We start from the raw sequence: 17,125 nt of genomic DNA on the forward strand, positions 1-17,125 counted from the left end.
AATCCTTAAGCAAGGATTTTGACAAATTTCTTACTCAAGAAATTTGGGCACTCAGACCCCAGCGCCGGGATCCCGCATCAGCTGCAGCCGCCCTGCCGCCGCCCGTGCGAAAGTTCGCAGCACAACCTTCCTCCGCGCACCCGACAAGGGGGTCTCCGGTGCCATCCGCACCACTTCGGCATCATAGGGATCGGCCAGGATCAGCCCGGTGTCGGGCGGCAGCAGGTCCACCGGGAAATCGGCATCCACCGCCCAGAAGAAGCGGTCGCACCAGTCCAGGTAGCCCTGCCACTTGCGGTCCGCCCGAAAGTCAGCCCGGCCCGACTTGCACTCGACGACCCAGACCTCGCCCCTCGGCCCCAGGGCCATGACGTCGACGCGCAGGCCCGAGGTCGGGATCAGTTCCTCGACACAGACGAAATCCAGCGCCCGTAGCCCCCGGCAGACGCCGCGCTGCAGGCGCTGCCCCGGCAGCACAGGCAAGGTCTCTATGTCGACCGGCATATCCATACCGGCAAATATGAACCAAAGGTGAACATCTGTCCAGCCTTGCGCCCGGCCCCCCGCACGCCTATCTTGAGCCTTGGCGGGTTCTGCTCCTCACGTGCGAGGCCTTTTTTCCAGTGGCCGATAAGCAAACGCACGGGGGCTGGCTCTGACAGGATCCTGGTCCTGTTACCTGGTCCCCACCTGAGACCTCTGGCTCTCGGGAAATCCCGGCACTCCACGGTTGCTGCGGGCCCGCCACCCCTTATCCGGGCGCCCGGAGTTTTCGAAAACTCCGGACCGATTTCTTCGAAGAAATCGGAGCTTAGCGCCGACCGTTCCGCTGAGGCACGTGAACCGTCACAGGCACCAGAACCGGCTCGCGCGCGCCGTGGCCACCCTTGGGGCCTTCATCGCTGTCGGCCATGCTCATGATCCGGAAAGCGAACTGCACAGCCGCAAAAACGATGCCATTGAACACCACCAGCATCGCCGCCGCGACCCAGCCGATGTCCGACCCCAGCACCAGATGCCCGATCCCGGCCACATCCAGCCACATCAGCCCGCCCGTGAACGCGGCCGCAACCGCAAAGCCCAGGGCGACACTTTCGATATAGAGGCGGACGAGCTTGGGCATGGGGACCTCCTGATTGCCCTTCGAAGCTAGGCCCCCGGAACCGGCTTGCCAAGTCCTGCGTTGGCCTGCTGCGCGTTTCCGCCGCATGCGGGGCCGTGCGGGTGAAAAAAGCGGCACGCCCTGATCCGGATCATGGCCTGGCCGCCGATCCTTGCGAAATGGTGCTTCCAGGCAACCAGGAAAGGGACAAACCATGAAAGCCGCAGACACGCTTTACTGCATCGCCGACGAACGGGGCTTTCGCCTCCTGCGCGGCAACGGCGGCAAGCTGGAACCCATCCACGCCGCCGGAGCGGATGACTTCGCCGACTGGTCCCACACCATCACCGAGCCGGGGCGCAACCGCTCGGGCGGGATCAGCTTCGGCAATGGCGGTAGCGACGACGACGCGATCGAGCGGCCGCGCCTTGCCAAGCATGTCGTCGCGGCTTTGGCGGCCGAATGGAAAAAGGGCGGTGCCGGCCGCATCGTCCTTGCCGCAGGCCCGAAGATGCTGGGGGCCCTGCGCAAGGCTATGCCCAAGGACCTGACACAGGAGATTGCGGCAGAGTTTTCAAAGGACTTGTCCGATGTCCCCGAGCATGAGCTGCTGGATCATCTGGAGGCGGAAGGCTGACGCAGGACGGCCCGGGGTCAACCTTTCAGGCGTCCGGGCTGCTCAGAAGGCGCTGCAAGCTCACGATGTCCAGCAGCTCTTCGCCCCGATGCACGATAGCATGACAATTGGGACACAGCGGAACCAGGTCGCGCGGTCCGTCCACCTCACGCACGCCTTCCAGGTCTGCCAGCGGTTGGCGGTGATGGAAGTGCATGAACCCTTCGCCGCGTGCGCCATACCGCTTTCCGAAATCAATCCCGCAGCCTTCGCATATCAACCCACCGCGCAACTGACGCCAGTAGGCTTCGGCAGTGCGGCGGGCTGCGGGATCGCGCTCGCGAATGTTGCGAGTGACCTGACGTTCGGCTCCTTCGAAAGCCGGGGGCAGCGCCGCCAGGCTTTCGGGAGATTCGGCAATCTCGGAAGCAGACTGATCGGGGCCGGGGACATCGAAGCCCAGCCGCCGCAACTGGTCGCGTGCCTGATGTGCGGTGAAGTTGAGCCCACGAAGTCCGGTGGCCAAGCCCAGGACGATCTTGGCGGGCAGCAACCTGCCACTTTCGGGTTGGCGAACGAACCAGATGCGCGCGTGGCCAAAACCCTGGGGAACCTCCCCGGCAGCAGCGCGGTCCATCGCCGCCCGAATGGCCGCGGGACCACCGACAAGATCCAGCGCCGCGACCAGTTCGTCGCGCGTCACGCCTCCATCGCCTCCAACTCGTCGATGAAGCCCGCGATCATCGACAGGCTCTTGTCCCAGAACTTCGGGTCGCTTGCGTCCAGTCCGAAGGGCGCGAGCAGGTCCTTGTGGTGCATCGACCCGCCTGCTTTCAGCATGGCGAAGTACTTCTCCTGAAAGTCCGGCAGGCCCCCCGCATAGGCCGCGAAAAGCGCGTTCACCAACCCGTCGCCGAAGGCATAGGCGTAGACGTAGAAGGGCGAATGGACGAAGTGCGGGATGTAGGCCCAGAAGGTCTCATACCCGTCCATGAACTCGAACGCGTCGCCCAGGGATTGGGCCTGGACGCTCATCCAGAGGGCATTGATGTCCTCGGGCGTAAGTTCCCCTTCAGCGCGGGCGGCGTGCAGCTTGCATTCAAAGTCGTAGAAGGCGATCTGGCGGACAACCGTGTTGATCATGTCCTCGACCTTGCCGGCAAGGAGTGTCTTCTTTTCCGCCGGAGTCTTGGCCTGGTCCAGAAGCTTGCGGAAGGTCAGCATTTCGCCGAACACGCTGGCGGTCTCGGCCAGTGTCAACGGGGTGGAGGACAACAGTTCCCCCTGCCCCGCCGCCAGCACCTGGTGGACGCCGTGTCCAAGTTCATGTGCCAGAGTCATGACGTCGCGCGGTTTTCCGAGGTAGTTCAGCATCACGTAAGGATGGACCGTCGTCACTGTCGGATGCGCGAAGGCGCCGGGGGCCTTGCCGGGTTTGACGCCCGCGTCGATCCAGCCCTTGTCGAAGAACGGGGCGGCAAGGTCGGCCATGCGCGGGTCGAAGGCGGCATAGGCGTCCGTCACCATGCGACGCGCCTCAACCCAGTCGACGATGCGCGGGGTTTCCGACGGCAAGGGGGCGTTGCGATCCCAGACCTGCAGCTTGTCCAGTCCCATCCACTTGGCCTTCAAGCGGTAGTATCGGTGCGACAGCTTCGGATAGGCCGCGACGACGGCGTTGCGCAGGGCCTCGACGACCTCGGGCTCGACATGGTTCGACAGGTGCCGACCATGCTGCGGGCTGGGCATCTTCCGCCAGCGGTCGTGGATTTCCTTTTCCTTGGCCAGCGTGTTGTGGATGCGGGCAAAAAGCTTGACGTTCTTTTCGAACACCCCCGCCAGCGCATGCGCCGCCGCTTCGCGCCGGGGGCGCTGGGGGTCGGTCAGCAGGTTCAGCGTGGCTTCCAGGTTCAGCTCTTCCGCCTCGCCCTCGACCTGGAACATCAGGCCGGCCATCGTCTCGTCGAAAAGCTTGTTCCAGGCGCTGGCGCCCACCACGCTTTCGTCATGCAGGAAGCGTTCAAGTTCGTCCGAAAGCTGATGTGGCCGCATCGCGCGCATCCGGTCGAAGACGGGCTTGTAGCGGGCCAGGTCGGCGTTCGCGGCCAGCAGGCGGGCAAGGTGGTCGTCGTCCAGCCGGTTGAATTCCAGGCTGAAGAACACCAGCGGAGTGGTCGCGGTGGTCACCTTGTCCTGCGCGTTGCCCATGAACTGCGCGCGTTCGGGGTCGATGGTGTTCTGATAGTAGCGCAGGCCGGCATAGGACATCAGCCGCCCGGCGATCACCTCGATCCGTTCGTATTCCTGCACGCAAGCCAAGAGGCCGGCCGCGTCCTGGCGACCCAGCCGCCCCTCGTAAGTCTTGGCAAACTCCGCACAGGCGCGCTCCAACTCGGCCATGTCGGCGGCAAATTCCGGGCCATCGGCGCTGGGGTAAAGGTCGGTCAGGTCCCAGTCCGGCAGATCGCCGAAGCTGCCGCCGCTGGCGTTGGCGTCATAAAGCGGGGTGGGCAGGCGCAGGGTCATGGCGATCTCCGGAAAACTGTCACTGGCATCTAGGCGTCGGAGCGGGCCAAGGAAACCCCCGGACCACTCCTCGTTCGTCTTCGTCTCCTCGTCGTGATGCGTCCCCCGAGCGAGGAGTGACGCAGTCATCGACGAGCGGTGCGTCAGATCTCTACCGCGACGTCGTAGACCCGGTCCATCATCGCCTGGGTGCCCCGCACGAATTCCAGCGGGCAAGGATAGGCCACGCCTTCGCGGACGGTGCGGCTGAACGCCTCGACCTGCAGCTTGTAGTGGTTGGCGGTGGGGAAACGTTCCACGGTCACGCGGTTGCCGTTCTGGTGCAACTCCACCTCGGCCAGGTCGTTGACGTTGGCGTTGAAAGGCCCGCCCTCCAGCCGGATCATCCCCTTCGTCCCCTGGAACGTCGCCACCTGCCGGTTGTACATCCGCATCGAGGTCGTCGAGCCATAGGTGAACCGCCGCGCGTAGGGGTGGTTCGGGGGCCCCTCCATCGTGGCCGCGACCTGGGCGAATGTGTCCACCCCGTTGTCGCGGTGGATGCGGGCCGAGATGTCGACAGGCTCCGCCCCGGTGACAAAGCGCATCGAGCCGAAGGTATAGACCCCAATGTCGCGCAAGCTGCCGCCGCCGGTTTCCGGCTTCATGCGGATGTTGCCCATGTCGGTCAGGTTGAAGCTGAAGGCCACGTCGGCATGGACAAGGTCACCGATCTCGCCCGCCTCGAACCATTCCTTCGCGCGCTGCCACTGCGGGTGGTGGACGATCATGTAGGCCTCGGCGGCCAGAAGGCCGGACCGGTCCCGCGCCGCGATGATCTGGTCGATCTCGCGGGCCTTCAGGGCAATGGGCTTTTCGGTCAGCACATGCTTGCCCGCCGCCAGGCACTTCAGCGTCCATTCGACGTGCATGTGGTTCGGCAGCGGGATGTAGACCGCGTCGATCGACGGGTCGGCCAGCAGGGCGTCATAGCTGGAATGGACCGTCAGCGACGGACAGAAGGCCTGGAACCCCGCGGCCTTGGAGGCATCCGACGTCGCCAGCGCGGCCAGTTCCGCCCCCTCGGCGGCGTGGATCGCTGGCGCCATGTGTTCCCGCGCGAACCGCGCCGCGCCCAGTACACCCCATCTGACCGGTTTCATGTCATCCTCCCCAAAAGTACCGGTGCCAATAGGTCAGGTTTTGGCCCGACCTTCAACCCGGCGGAAGCGCAGGAAGGTCATCAGGCCAAAGGGCCTTACCTGCCGCTGTTCCTCCAGCCGCAAGAGCGGATGGCCCAGGACCCGGTCAATGGCGAAGTCCGAGTGCCACCCCAGCAGGTTCGCCAGAGGGGCCGCCAGCCGCTCGGCCACGGCCCAACCCTCGGCCGCCCGACCCGCGAAATGGTTGGCGATCATCACCGAGCCGCCGGGACGGACGACGCGGGCCATTTCGGCCAGCACGCGTTCAGGCTCGGGCACCACGGACATGATGTGCATCGCGGCAACATGGTCGAAACTTGCATCCGGAAAGGCGATCTGCCGCGCGTCCATCTGGTGCAGGCCGTCGAGGGTCTTCAGCCCGGCCCTGGCCGCCCGCACCTCGGCTTCGCGCAGCATCTCGGCGGACAGGTCGATCCCCGTCACCCGCACCTGCGCGCCGTAGTAATCCAGCGCAAGGCCCGTGCCGATCCCCACCTCCAGCACCGATCCGCCCTGGGCATTCACATGCGCGGCCGCCAGAAGGCGACCGCCCTGGGTGATCCGGCCAAAGGTCAGATCATAGACCGGCGCCCAGCGGCGATAGGACTTCTGGATGGCCTCTACTTGCATGCATATGATTCCTTTGAGATTTCCGGAGGGGCGAGAGTGCCGACCCCACCCGGGAATGCAAGGAAAAGCCGCAACCTGCGCGGGAAATCAGCCGACGCCGGGCTTGCCCAGACTGCGAAGGCCCAGCCACAGCACCCCGGCCAGATATGTCAGGCACAGGGTCAGCAGAGTGGTCCAGGGATAGGTCAGCAGCGCCGCCACCACCACCACCGCGCCCACCAGCACATAGCGGGCGTAGTCGGTCGCAATGGTGATCCGCTTCAACGACGGCGTGCGGACCCGGCTGATCATCAGGGCTCCGATCCCGACCATCCAGGCCGCGACCAGCACCGGCGGCAGGTGAAGAACCCCGTCGGTCGCAAAGGACAGATACAGCGGCGACAGGACCAGCATCGCCCCGGCGGGCGAAGGCACGCCGATGAACACCGTCTTCTCGGCGGGTTCGCCGACCGTGTTGCGACTGCCGACGTTGAAGCGCGCAAGCCGCAACATGCAGCAGACGGCATAGACCAGTACCGCGATCCAGCCCAGGCTCGTCTCGGGGCGCAGGCCCCACATGTAGAGGATCAGCGCCGGGGTGACGCCGAAGTTGACAAAGTCGCACAGCGAATCGAGTTCCGCGCCGATGGCGCTTTCCGATTTCAGCATCCGGGCAAGCCGCCCATCCAGCCCGTCCAGCGCCGCTGCAACCCCGATCAAGAGGACCGCCAGCGTGAAGTTCCCCGCAATGCCGTAGCGGATCGCCGTCAGGCCCGAACACAGCGCCAGGATCGACACCAGGTTCGGCAGAAGCTTCAGCAGCAAAAGGTCGCGCGGGGGGTCGGACGGCTGGCGCGCCATGCGCTACTCCACCCGCGCGGCGCGGGCCGGGGCATCCTGGCCGATCAGCGCGATGATGCTTTCACCGGCGATCATCGTCTGGCCAAGTGCCACCTGAGGCTGCACGCCTTCGGGCAGGTAGACGTCCAGACGGCTGCCAAAGCGGATCAGGCCAAAGCGTTCGCCGGTGCGCACACTGTCGCCGGGCTTTTTCCAGCACATGATCCGCCGCGCCACGAGGCCCGCGATCTGCACCACGGCGATCTTGCGGCCGTCCTGCATCTCGATCGCCAGAGCGTTGCGTTCATTCTCCTCCGACGCCTTGTCCAGCGAGGCGTTGAAGAACTTGCCCGGCCGGTAGGCAACGGCAGTAACCCGCCCTGCGATGGGGGCGCGGTTCACGTGGCAGTTGAAGACGGACATGAAGACACTGACGCGGACCAGGGCCTCGGGGCCCATGCCCAGTTCGGCGGGCGGCACGGCGCGTTCGATTAGGCTGACGACACCATCGGCGGGGCTGACAAGAAGCCCCGCATTTTCCGGCACCGACCGCTTCGGGTCACGAAAGAAGTAATAACACCAGACGGTGAGGCCGACCCCCAGCCAGCCCAGCGGGTCCCAGATCCAGAACAGGACCAGGCTGACGGCCGCAAAGACCGGGACGAATTTCCACCCCTCGGGGTGCATCGGCTTGAGGAAGGTATCGATCATGCGCATGGGCGTCCCTGTACCCTTCCACAGGCCCTTGGGCAAACGAAAAGGCCGTGACGGAGAGTCACGGCCTTCAGTCTGTCAGCCCGGGCTTACGCCGGGATCACCATGCCCTTGCCCTTGGCAAGTTCACGCATCTTCGCCTGCAGCTTTTCAAAGGCGCGCACCTCGATCTGGCGGATACGCTCGCGGCTGACGCCATAGCTTTCCGACAGTTCCTCCAGCGTGACCGGGTCTTCCGACAGCCGGCGCTGCATCAGGACGTCCTTCTCGCGGTCGTTCAGCACGGACATTGCCTGCACCAGAAGCGCGCGGCGGGCGTCAAGCTCGTCCTTTTCCTCATAGGCCTCGGCCTGGTCAGAGTCTTCGTCCTCCAGCCAGTCCTGCCATTGCGTCGCACTTTCGCCGTCCGACCCCACCGTCGCGTTCAGCGACGCGTCCGAGCCCGACAGGCGCCGGTTCATGTCGATGACTTCACTTTCCGTGACGTTCAGATCGGTCGCGATCCGGGCCACGTTCTCCGGGCGCAGATCGCCTTCCTCCAACGCGCCGACCTTGGCCTTGGCCTTGCGCAGATTGAAGAACAGCTTCTTCTGCGCCGAGGTCGTGCCCAGCTTCACCAGGCTCCACGACCGCAGGATGTATTCCTGGATCGAGGCGCGGATCCACCACATCGCATAGGTCGCCAGCCGAAAGCCCTTTTCCGGGTCAAAGCGCTTGACGGCCTGCATCAGCCCGACGTTCGCCTCGCTGATCACCTCGGCCTGCGGCAGCCCATAGCCGCGATAGCCCATCGCGATCTTGGCGGCGAGGCGCAGGTGGCTGGTCACCATCTGGTGCGCGGCGTTGGCGTCCTGGTGGTCGACCCAGCGCTTGGCCAGCATGTATTCCTGTTCCGGCTCCAGCAGAGGGAACTTCCGGATTTCCTGCAGATACCGGTTCAAGCCCTGTTCCGGGCTTGGCGCGGGTAAGTTCGTGTAGGTGCTCATCATTGCCCCCTAGTCTGCCCGGTGCGTCAGCGCCCCCGGGAATGCGATAACCTAAAGTAACCGATATGCCCTCGCAAGGGTTCCCTGCCACAGAAGGTTTAACGTCAAGTGTGCGCGCTGCCGTCGATCATGAAGAATCATGTCAAGGATTTCACGGCAATGTCAGAATTCCCGAGCGTTTTCGTCAGATCGCCACCCGCTCGCCCAGTTCCACCACCCGGTCGCGCGGCAGATGGTAGAAGTCCGTCGGGTCGGCGGCCATCCGCGACAGCGCCACATAGATCCGATCCATCACCAGCTCCATCCCGTGCCCGGTCGCCACAGCCCGCCTGCGGCCCAGAAAGAAGGTCGAGGCCATCACGTCGAACTTCAGCCCCGCCGCCCGCGCATGGGCCATCGCCCGGCTGACGTTCGGCGTCTCCATGAAGCCGAAACGCAGGATCAGCCGCACAAAGCAGCCGCCCAGGGGTTCGACCGTCACCCGCTCGTCGGCCGTCGCATAGGGCACGCGCAGGGTTTCCACCGTCAGCAGGACCGTCTGCTCGTGCAGAACCCGGTTGTGCTTGATGTTGTGCAGCAGTGCCGAGGGCACGATCCCCGGATCGCCGGTCAGGAAGAAAGCCGTGCCGGGGATCACGTTGACGCTGGAGTTCCGCATCATCCGCACGAAGTTGGGGACCGAGATCGCCAGCTTCGCTACCCGCGCTTTCACCGCCTGCGTGCCGCGCCACCAGGCCCACATCAGCATTCCGACCACCGCCGCCACGACCACCGGCACATAGCCGCCATCGGCGATCTTCATCGCGTTCGAGGCAAGAAACACCAGTTCCACCCCCAGGATCGGCGCGGCCAGCAGCACCGCCACCGGCGCCCGCAACCGGCCCGAGCGCACCAGATACAGCACCCCCAGCACCGAGGTCAGCACCATCGTCCCCGTCACGGCGATCCCGTAGGCCGAAGCCAGCGCCGAGGATGACCCAAAGGACAGGACCAGCCACAGCACACCCCACAAAAGCAGCCAGTTCACTGCACCGATGTAGATCTGCCCGCTTTGCCCCTCGGCCGTGTGCACGATCCGCAGCCGCGGCAGAAAGCCCAGTTGGATCGCCCCCCGCGCCATCGAGAAGGCCCCGGTGATCACCGCCTGGCTGGCGATGACCGTCGCGGCCGTCGCCAGCACCACAAGCAGGGGAAGCACCGCTTCGGGGGCCATCGCAAAGAAGCTTTCCTCGGCCAGCTCTGGATGGGCCAGCACCATTGCTCCCTGGCCGAGATAGTTCAGCACCAGCGCAGGCAGCACCAGGGCAAACCAGGCCAGCATGATTGGCCGCCGCCCGAAATGCCCGAGATCGGCATAAAGCGCCTCGCCCCCCGTCACCGCCAGGAAGACCGCGCCCAGGACCAGAAAGGCGACGCCGGGATGCTGCAGCAGGAAACCGACGCCCCAGACCGGGTTGAACGCCTCCAGGACCGAGGGCTCGTCCGCGATGTGCCACAGGCCCAATCCCGCCAGCACAAGAAACCAGATCGCGCAGATCGGCCCGAACAGCCGCGCCACACTGGCCGTCCCGCGCCGCTGCACGAAGAACAGCGCCACCAGAATGCCCAGCGTGATCGGGATCACATAGGCCGACAGCGACGGCAGGATCAGCCCCAGCCCCTCGACCGCCGACAGGACCGAGATCGCGGGCGTGATCGCCGCATCCCCGGCAAACAGCGCCGCGCCCGCCAGGGCCAGCACCAGGACCGGCACCGACCTGCGGCCCGTCGCAAGACGCACCAGGGTGTACAGCGACAGGATCCCCCCTTCGCCCCGGTTGTCTGCGCGCAAGAGGACGAAGACGTACTTGACCGTCACGATCAGAACCAGCGTCCAGATCAGTAAGGACAGAATGCCCAGAACCTCGGCCGCTCCCGGCACTGCAGCACCTGTGGCCTTCAGCGCCTCGCGGAAGGCATAGATCGGCGAGGTGCCGATGTCGCCGTAGACCACTCCGATCGCCCCCAGGGTCAGGGCTGCAACCCCCTGCCGGTGGGTCTGATCGGTGTGGATGTCATCGACCGCAGGCTCGGCCTTTAGGTAGTCGGCGATGTCCAGCGCCTCTGCGTCGAATAGTGGCAAAGCAGGCTGGATGTCCCGGGGAATCGGGTCATGAATCATGGTGCACCCTTGGGTGTGGTTTTGGATGAATGGGGGGTAGGGTCGGCCAGTCCGGTTCACAGTCAACTGCTGATCCGCAGTCTTTGGTCCGGGTCCCCCCTGGCAGGAGGGATGCACGAGGCTCCGATGCCATGACCGACCATGAGTCGGCGTTACCGCAACGCATACGCCGATAACAGCGGCGTGACAAGATGCTGCACCTGCACAGTCGCGGACTCTGGCCGGCCTGCGCCGCGCAGAGGTCGGCGGGGGATGCGGATTTCCCAACCTTACAGTCACGGAGTTTCAGGCTATGCCCAAGCCTGGAAACAGGTTTTTACGAAGGCTCCCATGCGTAAAGCACAACTGCCGCTGCGCGTTCTTCCGTTTGTGCTGGCCGGGCTGCTGCCGACGACCGCCTTTGCCTATTACCCCTGCAACGGCCCCGGACCGGGCGAGGTGTTGATCGGGGTCGACACCACGAACGGCGTGCAGACGCCCCTGTGCGAATATGTGGGCGAGGATGGCGGTGGCGGCCATGCCGACCCCGGCGGCTATTGGGTCGACCAGTATGCCACCCTAGCCTGGGGCACCGACCCGAACGGTGGGCCGACCTATTCGTGGTATGTCAACGCCACCAGCCAGGCCGAGGCTGATACCGGAGCCCTTGCCCAGTGCCAGGCCTCGGGCTTTCGCGACTGCCGGATCGCGATGGGTGTGACGAACGGGGCCATCGCCGTCGCCATCGACTCCAGCGGGACGCTGCACACCGACTGGGGCGAGGACGCACGTCACGCGAAGAAAAAGGCGCTGCGGTTCTGCAAGAAGCAGGGCGGCAAGGGCTGCAAGGTCGAAGAGGTCCTGGAAAGCCCGGCCGCCTGGGTCAGCAACTGACTGGTGGTCGTTGCGGGGGGCCTTGCGGACGAGAGATGCCCGCCCAACCGACCGCCCAACCGACCCGCCTGGCAGCCGGGCGCTGTCCTCGCCCCTTGCGTCCCCTCTCCCCACTGGGGGAGAGGGTCAGGGTGAGGGGGCTCCACCGACCGCATGGGTCCGGACGATCCGGCGGCCGGGGCCGACGGTCCTGCGCCTATCCCTGATTGTCCAGCTGCGCCCGGACCGAGACCCGCCCCAGCCGCGAGATGCGGTAGGGGCCGCCGCCTTCCGACGCGATCAGCCGTTTGCGGCGCAGGCCTCGGAAGACGTCCAGCGTGCAGTCAGCCAGGATAAAGCCGTCACGGGTGACGCAGAGGATCTCGTCGATCCGCTTGCCCTGCCGCGAATGGTCGATGCGCCCGCCAAGGGCAAGGACATGCAGCACCCGCTGCTCGGTCCGTGATATGTTCATGTAGGTACGTCCGAAAACTGTCGCCATGCCGGACCGGACGAAGGCCAACGCGCTTCGTCGGGTCGTTCATGTCATCCAGCGGTCCCCGGAAGGGGCGCGATGACGTCAGCGGGCGAATACAGTCTCGGACATGACGCACTCCATCGGCCGATGGCGGCCAGTGCAAGGCAACAATACCGCGCGACCGGGTCCACTGCAACGGGCGCGGGGGAGGTCTTGCCGAAAGCTGAACGCCCCGGCGCAACCATTTGGTTTCACTGTGGGGCAGACCCTGCCCACGCGCGGAGCTTGGCGCCTACCCCGCCCGCAGCGCGGCGATCAGGCCCGCCATGTCGGCGGGCAGGGGAGACGAGAACTCCAGCCTTTCCCCCGTCACCGGGTGGTCGAAGCCCAGCGTCGCCGCATGCAGCGCCTGCCTTGGGAAAGCGTTCCCGATGGCCGCCCCCTGCCCCAGCGCCGCGCCAAGCTTTCTGCGGCCACCATAGGTCTGGTCTCCCAGCAGTCCATGCCCGGCATAGGCCAGGTGGACCCGGATCTGATGGGTGCGGCCCGTCTCCAGCCAGCAGTCGACCAGTGCCGCCTGACCGGCGAAGCCTTCGACCACATGCGCGCGGGTCACGGCGTGGCGACCCTGGTCCCAGACCACCGCCTGCCGCTGCCGGTCGGTCTTGTGCCGGGCCAGGTGCGTCGCGATCCGCAGGATGCCGCCCGCCTCGAAACTGATCCCGCGCAAGCCCCGCAGCCGCGGGTCGGTGCCTGATGGCACGCCGTGGACCACCGCCAGATAATGCCGGTTGACCGAGTGATCCTCGAACTGCCGGGCCAGCCCATGATGCGCCCGGTCCGACTTGGCCACGACCAGAAGGCCGGTGGTATCCTTGTCGATGCGGTGCACGATCCCCGGCCGCCGTTCCCCGCCGATCCCCGACAGCGTATCGCCGCAGTGATGCAGAAGCGCGTTGACCAGCGTGCCCGAGGGCGTTCCCGGCGCGGGGTGGACGACCATGCCCGCGGGCTTGTCGATGACGATCAGGTCGCCGTCCTCCCACACGACGGAAAGGGGGATATCCTCGGCCCGCGTCTCGACCTCGATCGCGGGGTCCAGACGCAGGGAATAGACCTCACCCTCGGCGACCTTGGTCTTGGGGTCGGTCACCGCGATCCCGTCGCGCAGCACCGCGCCCTCGGCGATCATCCGCATCAGCCGGGACCGCGACAGCGCCGCTTCCTCTGGCACGGCGGCCGCAAGGGCCTTATCAAGACGGGCGGGAGCATCCTCGCCGATGGTGACGGCCAGCGACCCGCCATCCGACCCGCCACCCGCCCCGCCGCCGTCGAAACCACCATCAAAACCGTCGTCCTCCTCGAAAGGCCCGTCCATGTCCGATCCTGCCCCGCCTGCCGACATGTCCGACGCCCCCGATGTGGCCCTGCCGCCCAGCCTGCGGCTTCTGAAATGGCTGGTCATCCTGCTGATGCTGACGATGATCGGTGGCGTCATAACCGTCGTCGCGCTGCTTGTCACCCGGATGCCCGACAGCTTCACCGCACCTGCCCCGAAGATCCCTGCAGAGCTGACCCTGCCTCCGGGCGCAAAACCCGCCGCCGTGACCTTCGGCACCGACTGGACCGCCATCGTCACCACCGACGACCGCATTCTGGTCTTCGACAGCAACGGTCTGTTGCTGCAAGAGGTTACAATCCAGCCCCCCGCTGGCCCTTGACCGATGATGCAGCCTTGAGGCTACTGTCACCTCAAGGTTACAACCCATTGGTGCGAACGTGATGCTTCGGCTCTCCTCGATGTCCAACGCCGACGGAGAGCGGGTGCGCGATGAACTTGCGCGCCAGCATCGCATCCTGCGTGGCGAGGTGGTGCCCAGGCTGCTGCTGGTGGGCCTGGCCTACATGATCTGCGCCCAATTCGTCGCACCCTGGATCATGGTCGCGCTTTTCCTGGTCGAGGTGGGCGGCGAGGTGATCTCGCAACGCTTGCTGCGCGGACTGGACCCGCTGCGGGCGCCGCTGCGCTATCGGCTGTTCCTGATAAGCCTGATGCCGATGGAGGCCGCGCTGATCTCGGCGGCGGGGCTGGTCTGGCTGCAGGATGACCCTTATGCCAAATCCATCGCGGTCGGGATCGTCATGGGATCGCTTCTGCACCTGTGTTCGGTCCGGTCGATCCATCTGGCGCTGGGGATCGTCGGGATGATCACCGTGGCGGTGGTGGTCCTTGCGTTCAACACCGTCCACTGGCTGGGCGAGGGCAATCTTGTCGGGCTGACCGTCTCGACGCTGACAGCCATTGCGGCCATCATCTACGCGGCGACGGCGATGATCTCTAACCACCGGTTGCACCGCGCGGGGGCCGAGGCGGCAGCGGCGGCCAAGGCGGCCAATGTCGCCAAGGGCAGGTTCCTGGCCCAGATCAGCCACGAACTGCGCACCCCCCTCAACGCCGTGATCGGGCTGGTCGAGATCGAGGCGGCCAATGCGGCGGGTTCGTCGCGGCAACGGTTGCGGACGGTTGCCACCTCGGCCCGGGACCTGGCGGTGATGCTGGACGATGCCGTCGACTATTCGGCGCTGACCGAGGGGCGGGTAGCCGTGACGCCCCGCCCCGTGGCGCTGCGGCCCGAACTGTCGGCCACCCTGCTGGTCTTCGAGCTGCAGGCGCGCAACCAGGGGCGCGAGCTGACCGTGGGCATCGGTCGCGACGTGCCCCCGGTGGTGCTGATCGACAGCCAGCGGGTGCGGCAATGTCTAGGCAACCTGATCGGCAATGCGCTGAAGCACAGCGCGCGCGGGCCGGTCGCGGTGACAGTGCGTCATCAGCGCGGGCGGTTGCAGATCGACGTGGCCGACCAGGGCAAGGGCATTCCCGCAGCACTGCAGGACCGGGTGTTCGAGCCCTTCTTCCGCGGCGCGGGCGAGACCCCGGGCGTGGGTCTTGGCCTGGCGATCAGCCGGGCCGTGGCGCGGCAGATGGGCGGGGACCTGGTCCTGCTGCCCGTGGCGCAGGGCACGACGTTTCGGCTGACTGTGGTCGCTCCCGAAGCGGAAGCCGCGCCAGAGACGGCCGGGATCGCCGATTTCCGCGACCGGGTAATCCTAGTCGTCGATGACATTGCCACGAACCGGCTGGTGGCGGTGCAGCTTCTGGCGGCCGCAGGGGCACGGGCGGTCGAGGCGGGCAGCGGGCCAGAGGCGCTGGCCCGTCTGGAGCAGGGCGGCATCGACGCCGTGCTTCTGGACCTGATGATGCCGGGCATGGATGGACAGGAAACGCTGTTCCGTATCCGCGAGGCGCATGGCCGCAAGGTTCCCGTCGTGGCGATGACCGCGGATGTCCTGTCGATCCGGCGCGACGACACCTTGCGCGAACGGCTGGACGGGTTCCTGCCAAAGCCGATCCTGCCCGAGACCCTGCGCGAAGTGCTGGCCCAGGTCCTGCGCCCCTGACGCATCCGGGCCACGGGTGTCGGTCCCGGACATGACCTGCCAGACGCGGGGTCCCAGTCTGGCCCGCATCAGGGCGGGTCAACACGGGGGTTCACGATGATCGGAGATCTGGGCGCGGCGGATGCAACCGCCCTGGCCGCGCTGGTGGCAGCGGGTGAGGTGACGCCTGCTGAACTGCTGGATGCCGCCCTCGCCGCCGTCGAGGCGCGGAACCCGGCCCTGAACGCCGTTGTCCTGGTGCAGGAGGGCGTTGCCCGCAAGGCCATCGCCGACGGCCTGCCTGCGGGGCCGTTCCGGGGGGTGCCATTCCTGATCAAGGACCTGGGGGCCGAGGCGAAGGATTTCCCGTCGCACAATGGCTCGAAGCTCTTTGCGAACACGGTTTATCCGCGCGATTCCAGTATCTTCACGCGGATGCAGGCCACGGGCGTGGTCACATTCGGGCGCACCACGTCCCCGGAAGGCGGCGTGGGTGCCGCGACCGAAGCGGCGGTCTATGGCGGGCCGACGCGGAACCCGTGGAACCTGGAGCATACCTCGGGCGGGTCCTCGGGCGGGGCGGGCGCAGCGGTGGCGGCGGGGATTGTTGCCTTCGCACATGGCTCGGACGGCGGGGGGTCGGTGCGGATTCCCGCCTCGTCCTGCGGGCTTTTCGGGTTCAAGCCGACGCGGGCGCGGCTGCCCGATGGTCCTTACGCCGGTGAAGGCTGGGCGGGCATGGCGATCGACGGGTTCCTGACCCGGTCGGTCCGTGACACGGCGGTGATGCTGGACGCCTGCGAGGGGCCGGACCTGGGCGCGCCCTATATGGCCCCCCCCCTGGGACGCGGCCACGCCGCCGCGATCTCGCGCCCGCCCCGGCGGCTGCGGGTGGCCCTGTGCGACACGACCTTTACCGGCGAGCCGATTCATCCCGAGGTCGCCGAGGCTGTACGCGCGGCGGGTCGACTGCTGGAAAGTCTGGGTCACATCGTGGAGCCCGCGCGGCCCCGCGCCGATGTGCCGATGATGATGCGGGCCTGGACCGACATCGTCGGCATCGGGACCGCGCTGTCGATCCGGTCAAAGCTGGGCGATCGCCCGCCGCCGCCCGATGAGGTCGAGGGTGTGGGCCGCGGGGCCTGGGCCTATGCGGAAACGCTGCATCCGACGCGCTATCTGCAGGCAGTGGGCGAGATCCACGCCTTCGGGCGGCAGATGGCAAGGTTCTTTGCGCCTGAAGGCGGTGGCGGGCCGGACATCCTGTTGTCCGCGACCTTGGCCGAGCCTCCGGCACGGGTCGGCCGCTTCGCCCACGACACCGAGGATTACGTCGGTTATCGCACGGGACCAGAAGGGATCTTTGCCTATTCCCCCTTCTGCGCGGTCTTCAACGCCAGCGGGCAACCGGCCGCAAGCCTGCCCCTGGGCTGGTCATCGGACGGGCTTCCCATCGGGGTCCATCTGGCGGCAGCCTTTGGCGAGGACGAGCTTCTCGTCTCGCTTTGCGCAGAAGTTGAGCGCGCCGTGCCTTGGGCGTCGGAAAGACCGCCGATGGCCAGATAGCCGGAAAGAATCGCTTGTGGGTGAAGAAAGTTTCCACCCAATATGATCAAACGGGG

The 17,125-nt window shown here is 66.3% G+C and carries 17 protein-coding genes; 5 read left to right on the plus strand and 12 right to left on the minus strand.

The window, feature by feature from the left end; translation table 11 throughout:
* Positions 1-51: 51 nt before the first annotated feature.
* Positions 52-504: an MmcB family DNA repair protein gene (locus U1E69_RS21380; RefSeq protein WP_322246468.1), complete on the minus strand. Its 453-nt coding sequence runs from the start codon at positions 502-504 to the stop codon at positions 52-54.
* A 307-nt stretch (positions 505-811) separates the two neighbouring features.
* On the minus strand, positions 812-1,123 hold the full coding sequence (locus U1E69_RS21385) for a hypothetical protein (protein ID WP_322246470.1): 312 nt from the start codon (positions 1,121-1,123) through the stop codon (positions 812-814).
* Between the two features lie 193 nt (positions 1,124-1,316).
* Here U1E69_RS21385 and U1E69_RS21390 point away from each other — a divergent pair, with 193 nt between their 5' ends.
* Positions 1,317-1,739 carry a host attachment protein gene (locus U1E69_RS21390; RefSeq protein WP_322246472.1) on the plus strand — a complete coding sequence of 141 codons (423 nt, stop codon included), beginning with the start codon at positions 1,317-1,319 and terminating at the stop codon, positions 1,737-1,739.
* A gap of 25 nt (positions 1,740-1,764) precedes the next feature.
* Here U1E69_RS21390 and U1E69_RS21395 read toward each other — a convergent pair whose 3' ends face one another.
* The 8 genes from U1E69_RS21395 to U1E69_RS21430 all read right to left on the minus strand — a co-directional run bounded on the left by U1E69_RS21395 (position 1,765) and on the right by U1E69_RS21430 (position 10,696).
* The gene (locus tag U1E69_RS21395; protein WP_322246474.1) at positions 1,765-2,421 is read right to left on the minus strand and encodes an HNH endonuclease; all 657 of its coding nucleotides are present in this window, start codon (positions 2,419-2,421) and stop codon (positions 1,765-1,767) included.
* Positions 2,418-4,244: a M3 family oligoendopeptidase gene (locus U1E69_RS21400; RefSeq protein ID WP_322246476.1), complete on the minus strand. Its 1,827-nt coding sequence runs from the start codon at positions 4,242-4,244 to the stop codon at positions 2,418-2,420. The genes U1E69_RS21395 and U1E69_RS21400 overlap by 4 nt, the downstream gene beginning before the upstream one ends.
* A gap of 143 nt (positions 4,245-4,387) precedes the next feature.
* A complete protein-coding gene (locus tag U1E69_RS21405) occupies positions 4,388-5,386 on the minus strand; it encodes a Gfo/Idh/MocA family oxidoreductase (RefSeq protein WP_322246478.1) in 999 nt (332 codons plus the stop codon).
* Between the two features lie 33 nt (positions 5,387-5,419).
* The gene (locus U1E69_RS21410; RefSeq protein WP_322246480.1) at positions 5,420-6,055 is read right to left on the minus strand and encodes a class I SAM-dependent methyltransferase; all 636 of its coding nucleotides are present in this window, start codon (positions 6,053-6,055) and stop codon (positions 5,420-5,422) included.
* An 87-nt stretch (positions 6,056-6,142) separates the two neighbouring features.
* Complete coding sequence (gene pssA / locus U1E69_RS21415) at positions 6,143-6,895, minus strand: CDP-diacylglycerol--serine O-phosphatidyltransferase (protein ID WP_322246482.1); 753 nt, start codon at positions 6,893-6,895, stop codon at positions 6,143-6,145.
* 3 nt (positions 6,896-6,898) lie between these two features.
* Complete coding sequence (locus tag U1E69_RS21420; RefSeq protein WP_322246484.1) at positions 6,899-7,591, minus strand: phosphatidylserine decarboxylase; 693 nt, start codon at positions 7,589-7,591, stop codon at positions 6,899-6,901.
* A gap of 86 nt (positions 7,592-7,677) precedes the next feature.
* On the minus strand, positions 7,678-8,574 hold the full coding sequence (gene rpoH / locus U1E69_RS21425) for an RNA polymerase sigma factor RpoH (RefSeq protein WP_322246486.1): 897 nt from the start codon (positions 8,572-8,574) through the stop codon (positions 7,678-7,680).
* Positions 8,575-8,758: 184 nt separating this feature from the next.
* Positions 8,759-10,696 carry a potassium transporter Kup gene (locus U1E69_RS21430; protein ID WP_322246488.1) on the minus strand — a complete coding sequence of 646 codons (1,938 nt, stop codon included), beginning with the start codon at positions 10,694-10,696 and terminating at the stop codon, positions 8,759-8,761.
* Between the two features lie 369 nt (positions 10,697-11,065).
* On the opposite strand from U1E69_RS21430, the gene U1E69_RS21435 reads away from it, so the two are divergent.
* A complete protein-coding gene (locus U1E69_RS21435; RefSeq protein ID WP_322246490.1) occupies positions 11,066-11,608 on the plus strand; it encodes a DUF4189 domain-containing protein in 543 nt (180 codons plus the stop codon).
* Positions 11,609-11,804: 196 nt separating this feature from the next.
* Here U1E69_RS21435 and U1E69_RS21440 read toward each other — a convergent pair whose 3' ends face one another.
* Positions 11,805-12,062, minus strand: a complete 258-nt coding sequence (locus tag U1E69_RS21440; protein WP_322246492.1) for a YjhX family toxin — start codon at positions 12,060-12,062, stop codon at positions 11,805-11,807.
* A gap of 295 nt (positions 12,063-12,357) precedes the next feature.
* Complete coding sequence (locus tag U1E69_RS21445) at positions 12,358-13,443, minus strand: RluA family pseudouridine synthase (RefSeq protein WP_322246494.1); 1,086 nt, start codon at positions 13,441-13,443, stop codon at positions 12,358-12,360.
* Between U1E69_RS21445 and U1E69_RS21450 the strand changes: the two genes are divergently transcribed.
* From U1E69_RS21450 to U1E69_RS21460, 3 genes are all read left to right on the plus strand, one after another.
* Positions 13,442-13,786, plus strand: coding sequence for a DUF6476 family protein (locus tag U1E69_RS21450; RefSeq protein ID WP_322246495.1), 345 nt, complete (start codon positions 13,442-13,444; stop codon positions 13,784-13,786). The genes U1E69_RS21445 and U1E69_RS21450 overlap by 2 nt on opposite strands.
* A 61-nt stretch (positions 13,787-13,847) precedes the next feature.
* Complete coding sequence (locus U1E69_RS21455; protein ID WP_322246497.1) at positions 13,848-15,524, plus strand: ATP-binding protein; 1,677 nt, start codon at positions 13,848-13,850, stop codon at positions 15,522-15,524.
* 96 nt (positions 15,525-15,620) lie between these two features.
* Complete coding sequence (locus U1E69_RS21460; RefSeq protein ID WP_322246499.1) at positions 15,621-17,069, plus strand: amidase; 1,449 nt, start codon at positions 15,621-15,623, stop codon at positions 17,067-17,069.
* Positions 17,070-17,125: the final 56 nt, after the last annotated feature.

The organism is Tabrizicola sp. (assembly GCF_034366665.1).
Lineage (GTDB): Bacteria > Pseudomonadota > Alphaproteobacteria > Rhodobacterales > Rhodobacteraceae > Tabrizicola.

Excerpts from the sequence above, each read along its gene's own strand:
- U1E69_RS21380 (WP_322246468.1), bottom strand. The coding sequence starts at position 504 with ATGCCGGTCGACATAGAGACCTTGCCTGTGCTGCCGGGGCAGCGCCTG.
- U1E69_RS21385 (WP_322246470.1), bottom strand. The coding sequence starts at position 1,123 with ATGCCCAAGCTCGTCCGCCTCTATATCGAAAGTGTCGCCCTGGGCTTT.
- U1E69_RS21390 (WP_322246472.1), top strand. The coding sequence starts at position 1,317 with ATGAAAGCCGCAGACACGCTTTACTGCATCGCCGACGAACGGGGCTTT.
- U1E69_RS21400 (WP_322246476.1), bottom strand. The coding sequence starts at position 4,244 with ATGACCCTGCGCCTGCCCACCCCGCTTTATGACGCCAACGCCAGCGGC.
- U1E69_RS21405 (WP_322246478.1), bottom strand. The coding sequence starts at position 5,386 with ATGAAACCGGTCAGATGGGGTGTACTGGGCGCGGCGCGGTTCGCGCGG.
- U1E69_RS21410 (WP_322246480.1), bottom strand. The coding sequence starts at position 6,055 with ATGCAAGTAGAGGCCATCCAGAAGTCCTATCGCCGCTGGGCGCCGGTC.
- pssA (WP_322246482.1), bottom strand. The coding sequence starts at position 6,895 with ATGGCGCGCCAGCCGTCCGACCCCCCGCGCGACCTTTTGCTGCTGAAG.
- U1E69_RS21420 (WP_322246484.1), bottom strand. The coding sequence starts at position 7,591 with ATGCGCATGATCGATACCTTCCTCAAGCCGATGCACCCCGAGGGGTGG.
- rpoH (WP_322246486.1), bottom strand. The coding sequence starts at position 8,574 with ATGAGCACCTACACGAACTTACCCGCGCCAAGCCCGGAACAGGGCTTG.
- U1E69_RS21435 (WP_322246490.1), top strand. The coding sequence starts at position 11,066 with ATGCGTAAAGCACAACTGCCGCTGCGCGTTCTTCCGTTTGTGCTGGCC.
- U1E69_RS21440 (WP_322246492.1), bottom strand. The coding sequence starts at position 12,062 with ATGAACATATCACGGACCGAGCAGCGGGTGCTGCATGTCCTTGCCCTT.
- U1E69_RS21450 (WP_322246495.1), top strand. The coding sequence starts at position 13,442 with ATGTCCGATCCTGCCCCGCCTGCCGACATGTCCGACGCCCCCGATGTG.
- U1E69_RS21445 (WP_322246494.1), bottom strand. The coding sequence starts at position 13,443 with ATGGACGGGCCTTTCGAGGAGGACGACGGTTTTGATGGTGGTTTCGAC.
- U1E69_RS21455 (WP_322246497.1), top strand. The coding sequence starts at position 13,848 with ATGCTTCGGCTCTCCTCGATGTCCAACGCCGACGGAGAGCGGGTGCGC.
- U1E69_RS21460 (WP_322246499.1), top strand. The coding sequence starts at position 15,621 with ATGATCGGAGATCTGGGCGCGGCGGATGCAACCGCCCTGGCCGCGCTG.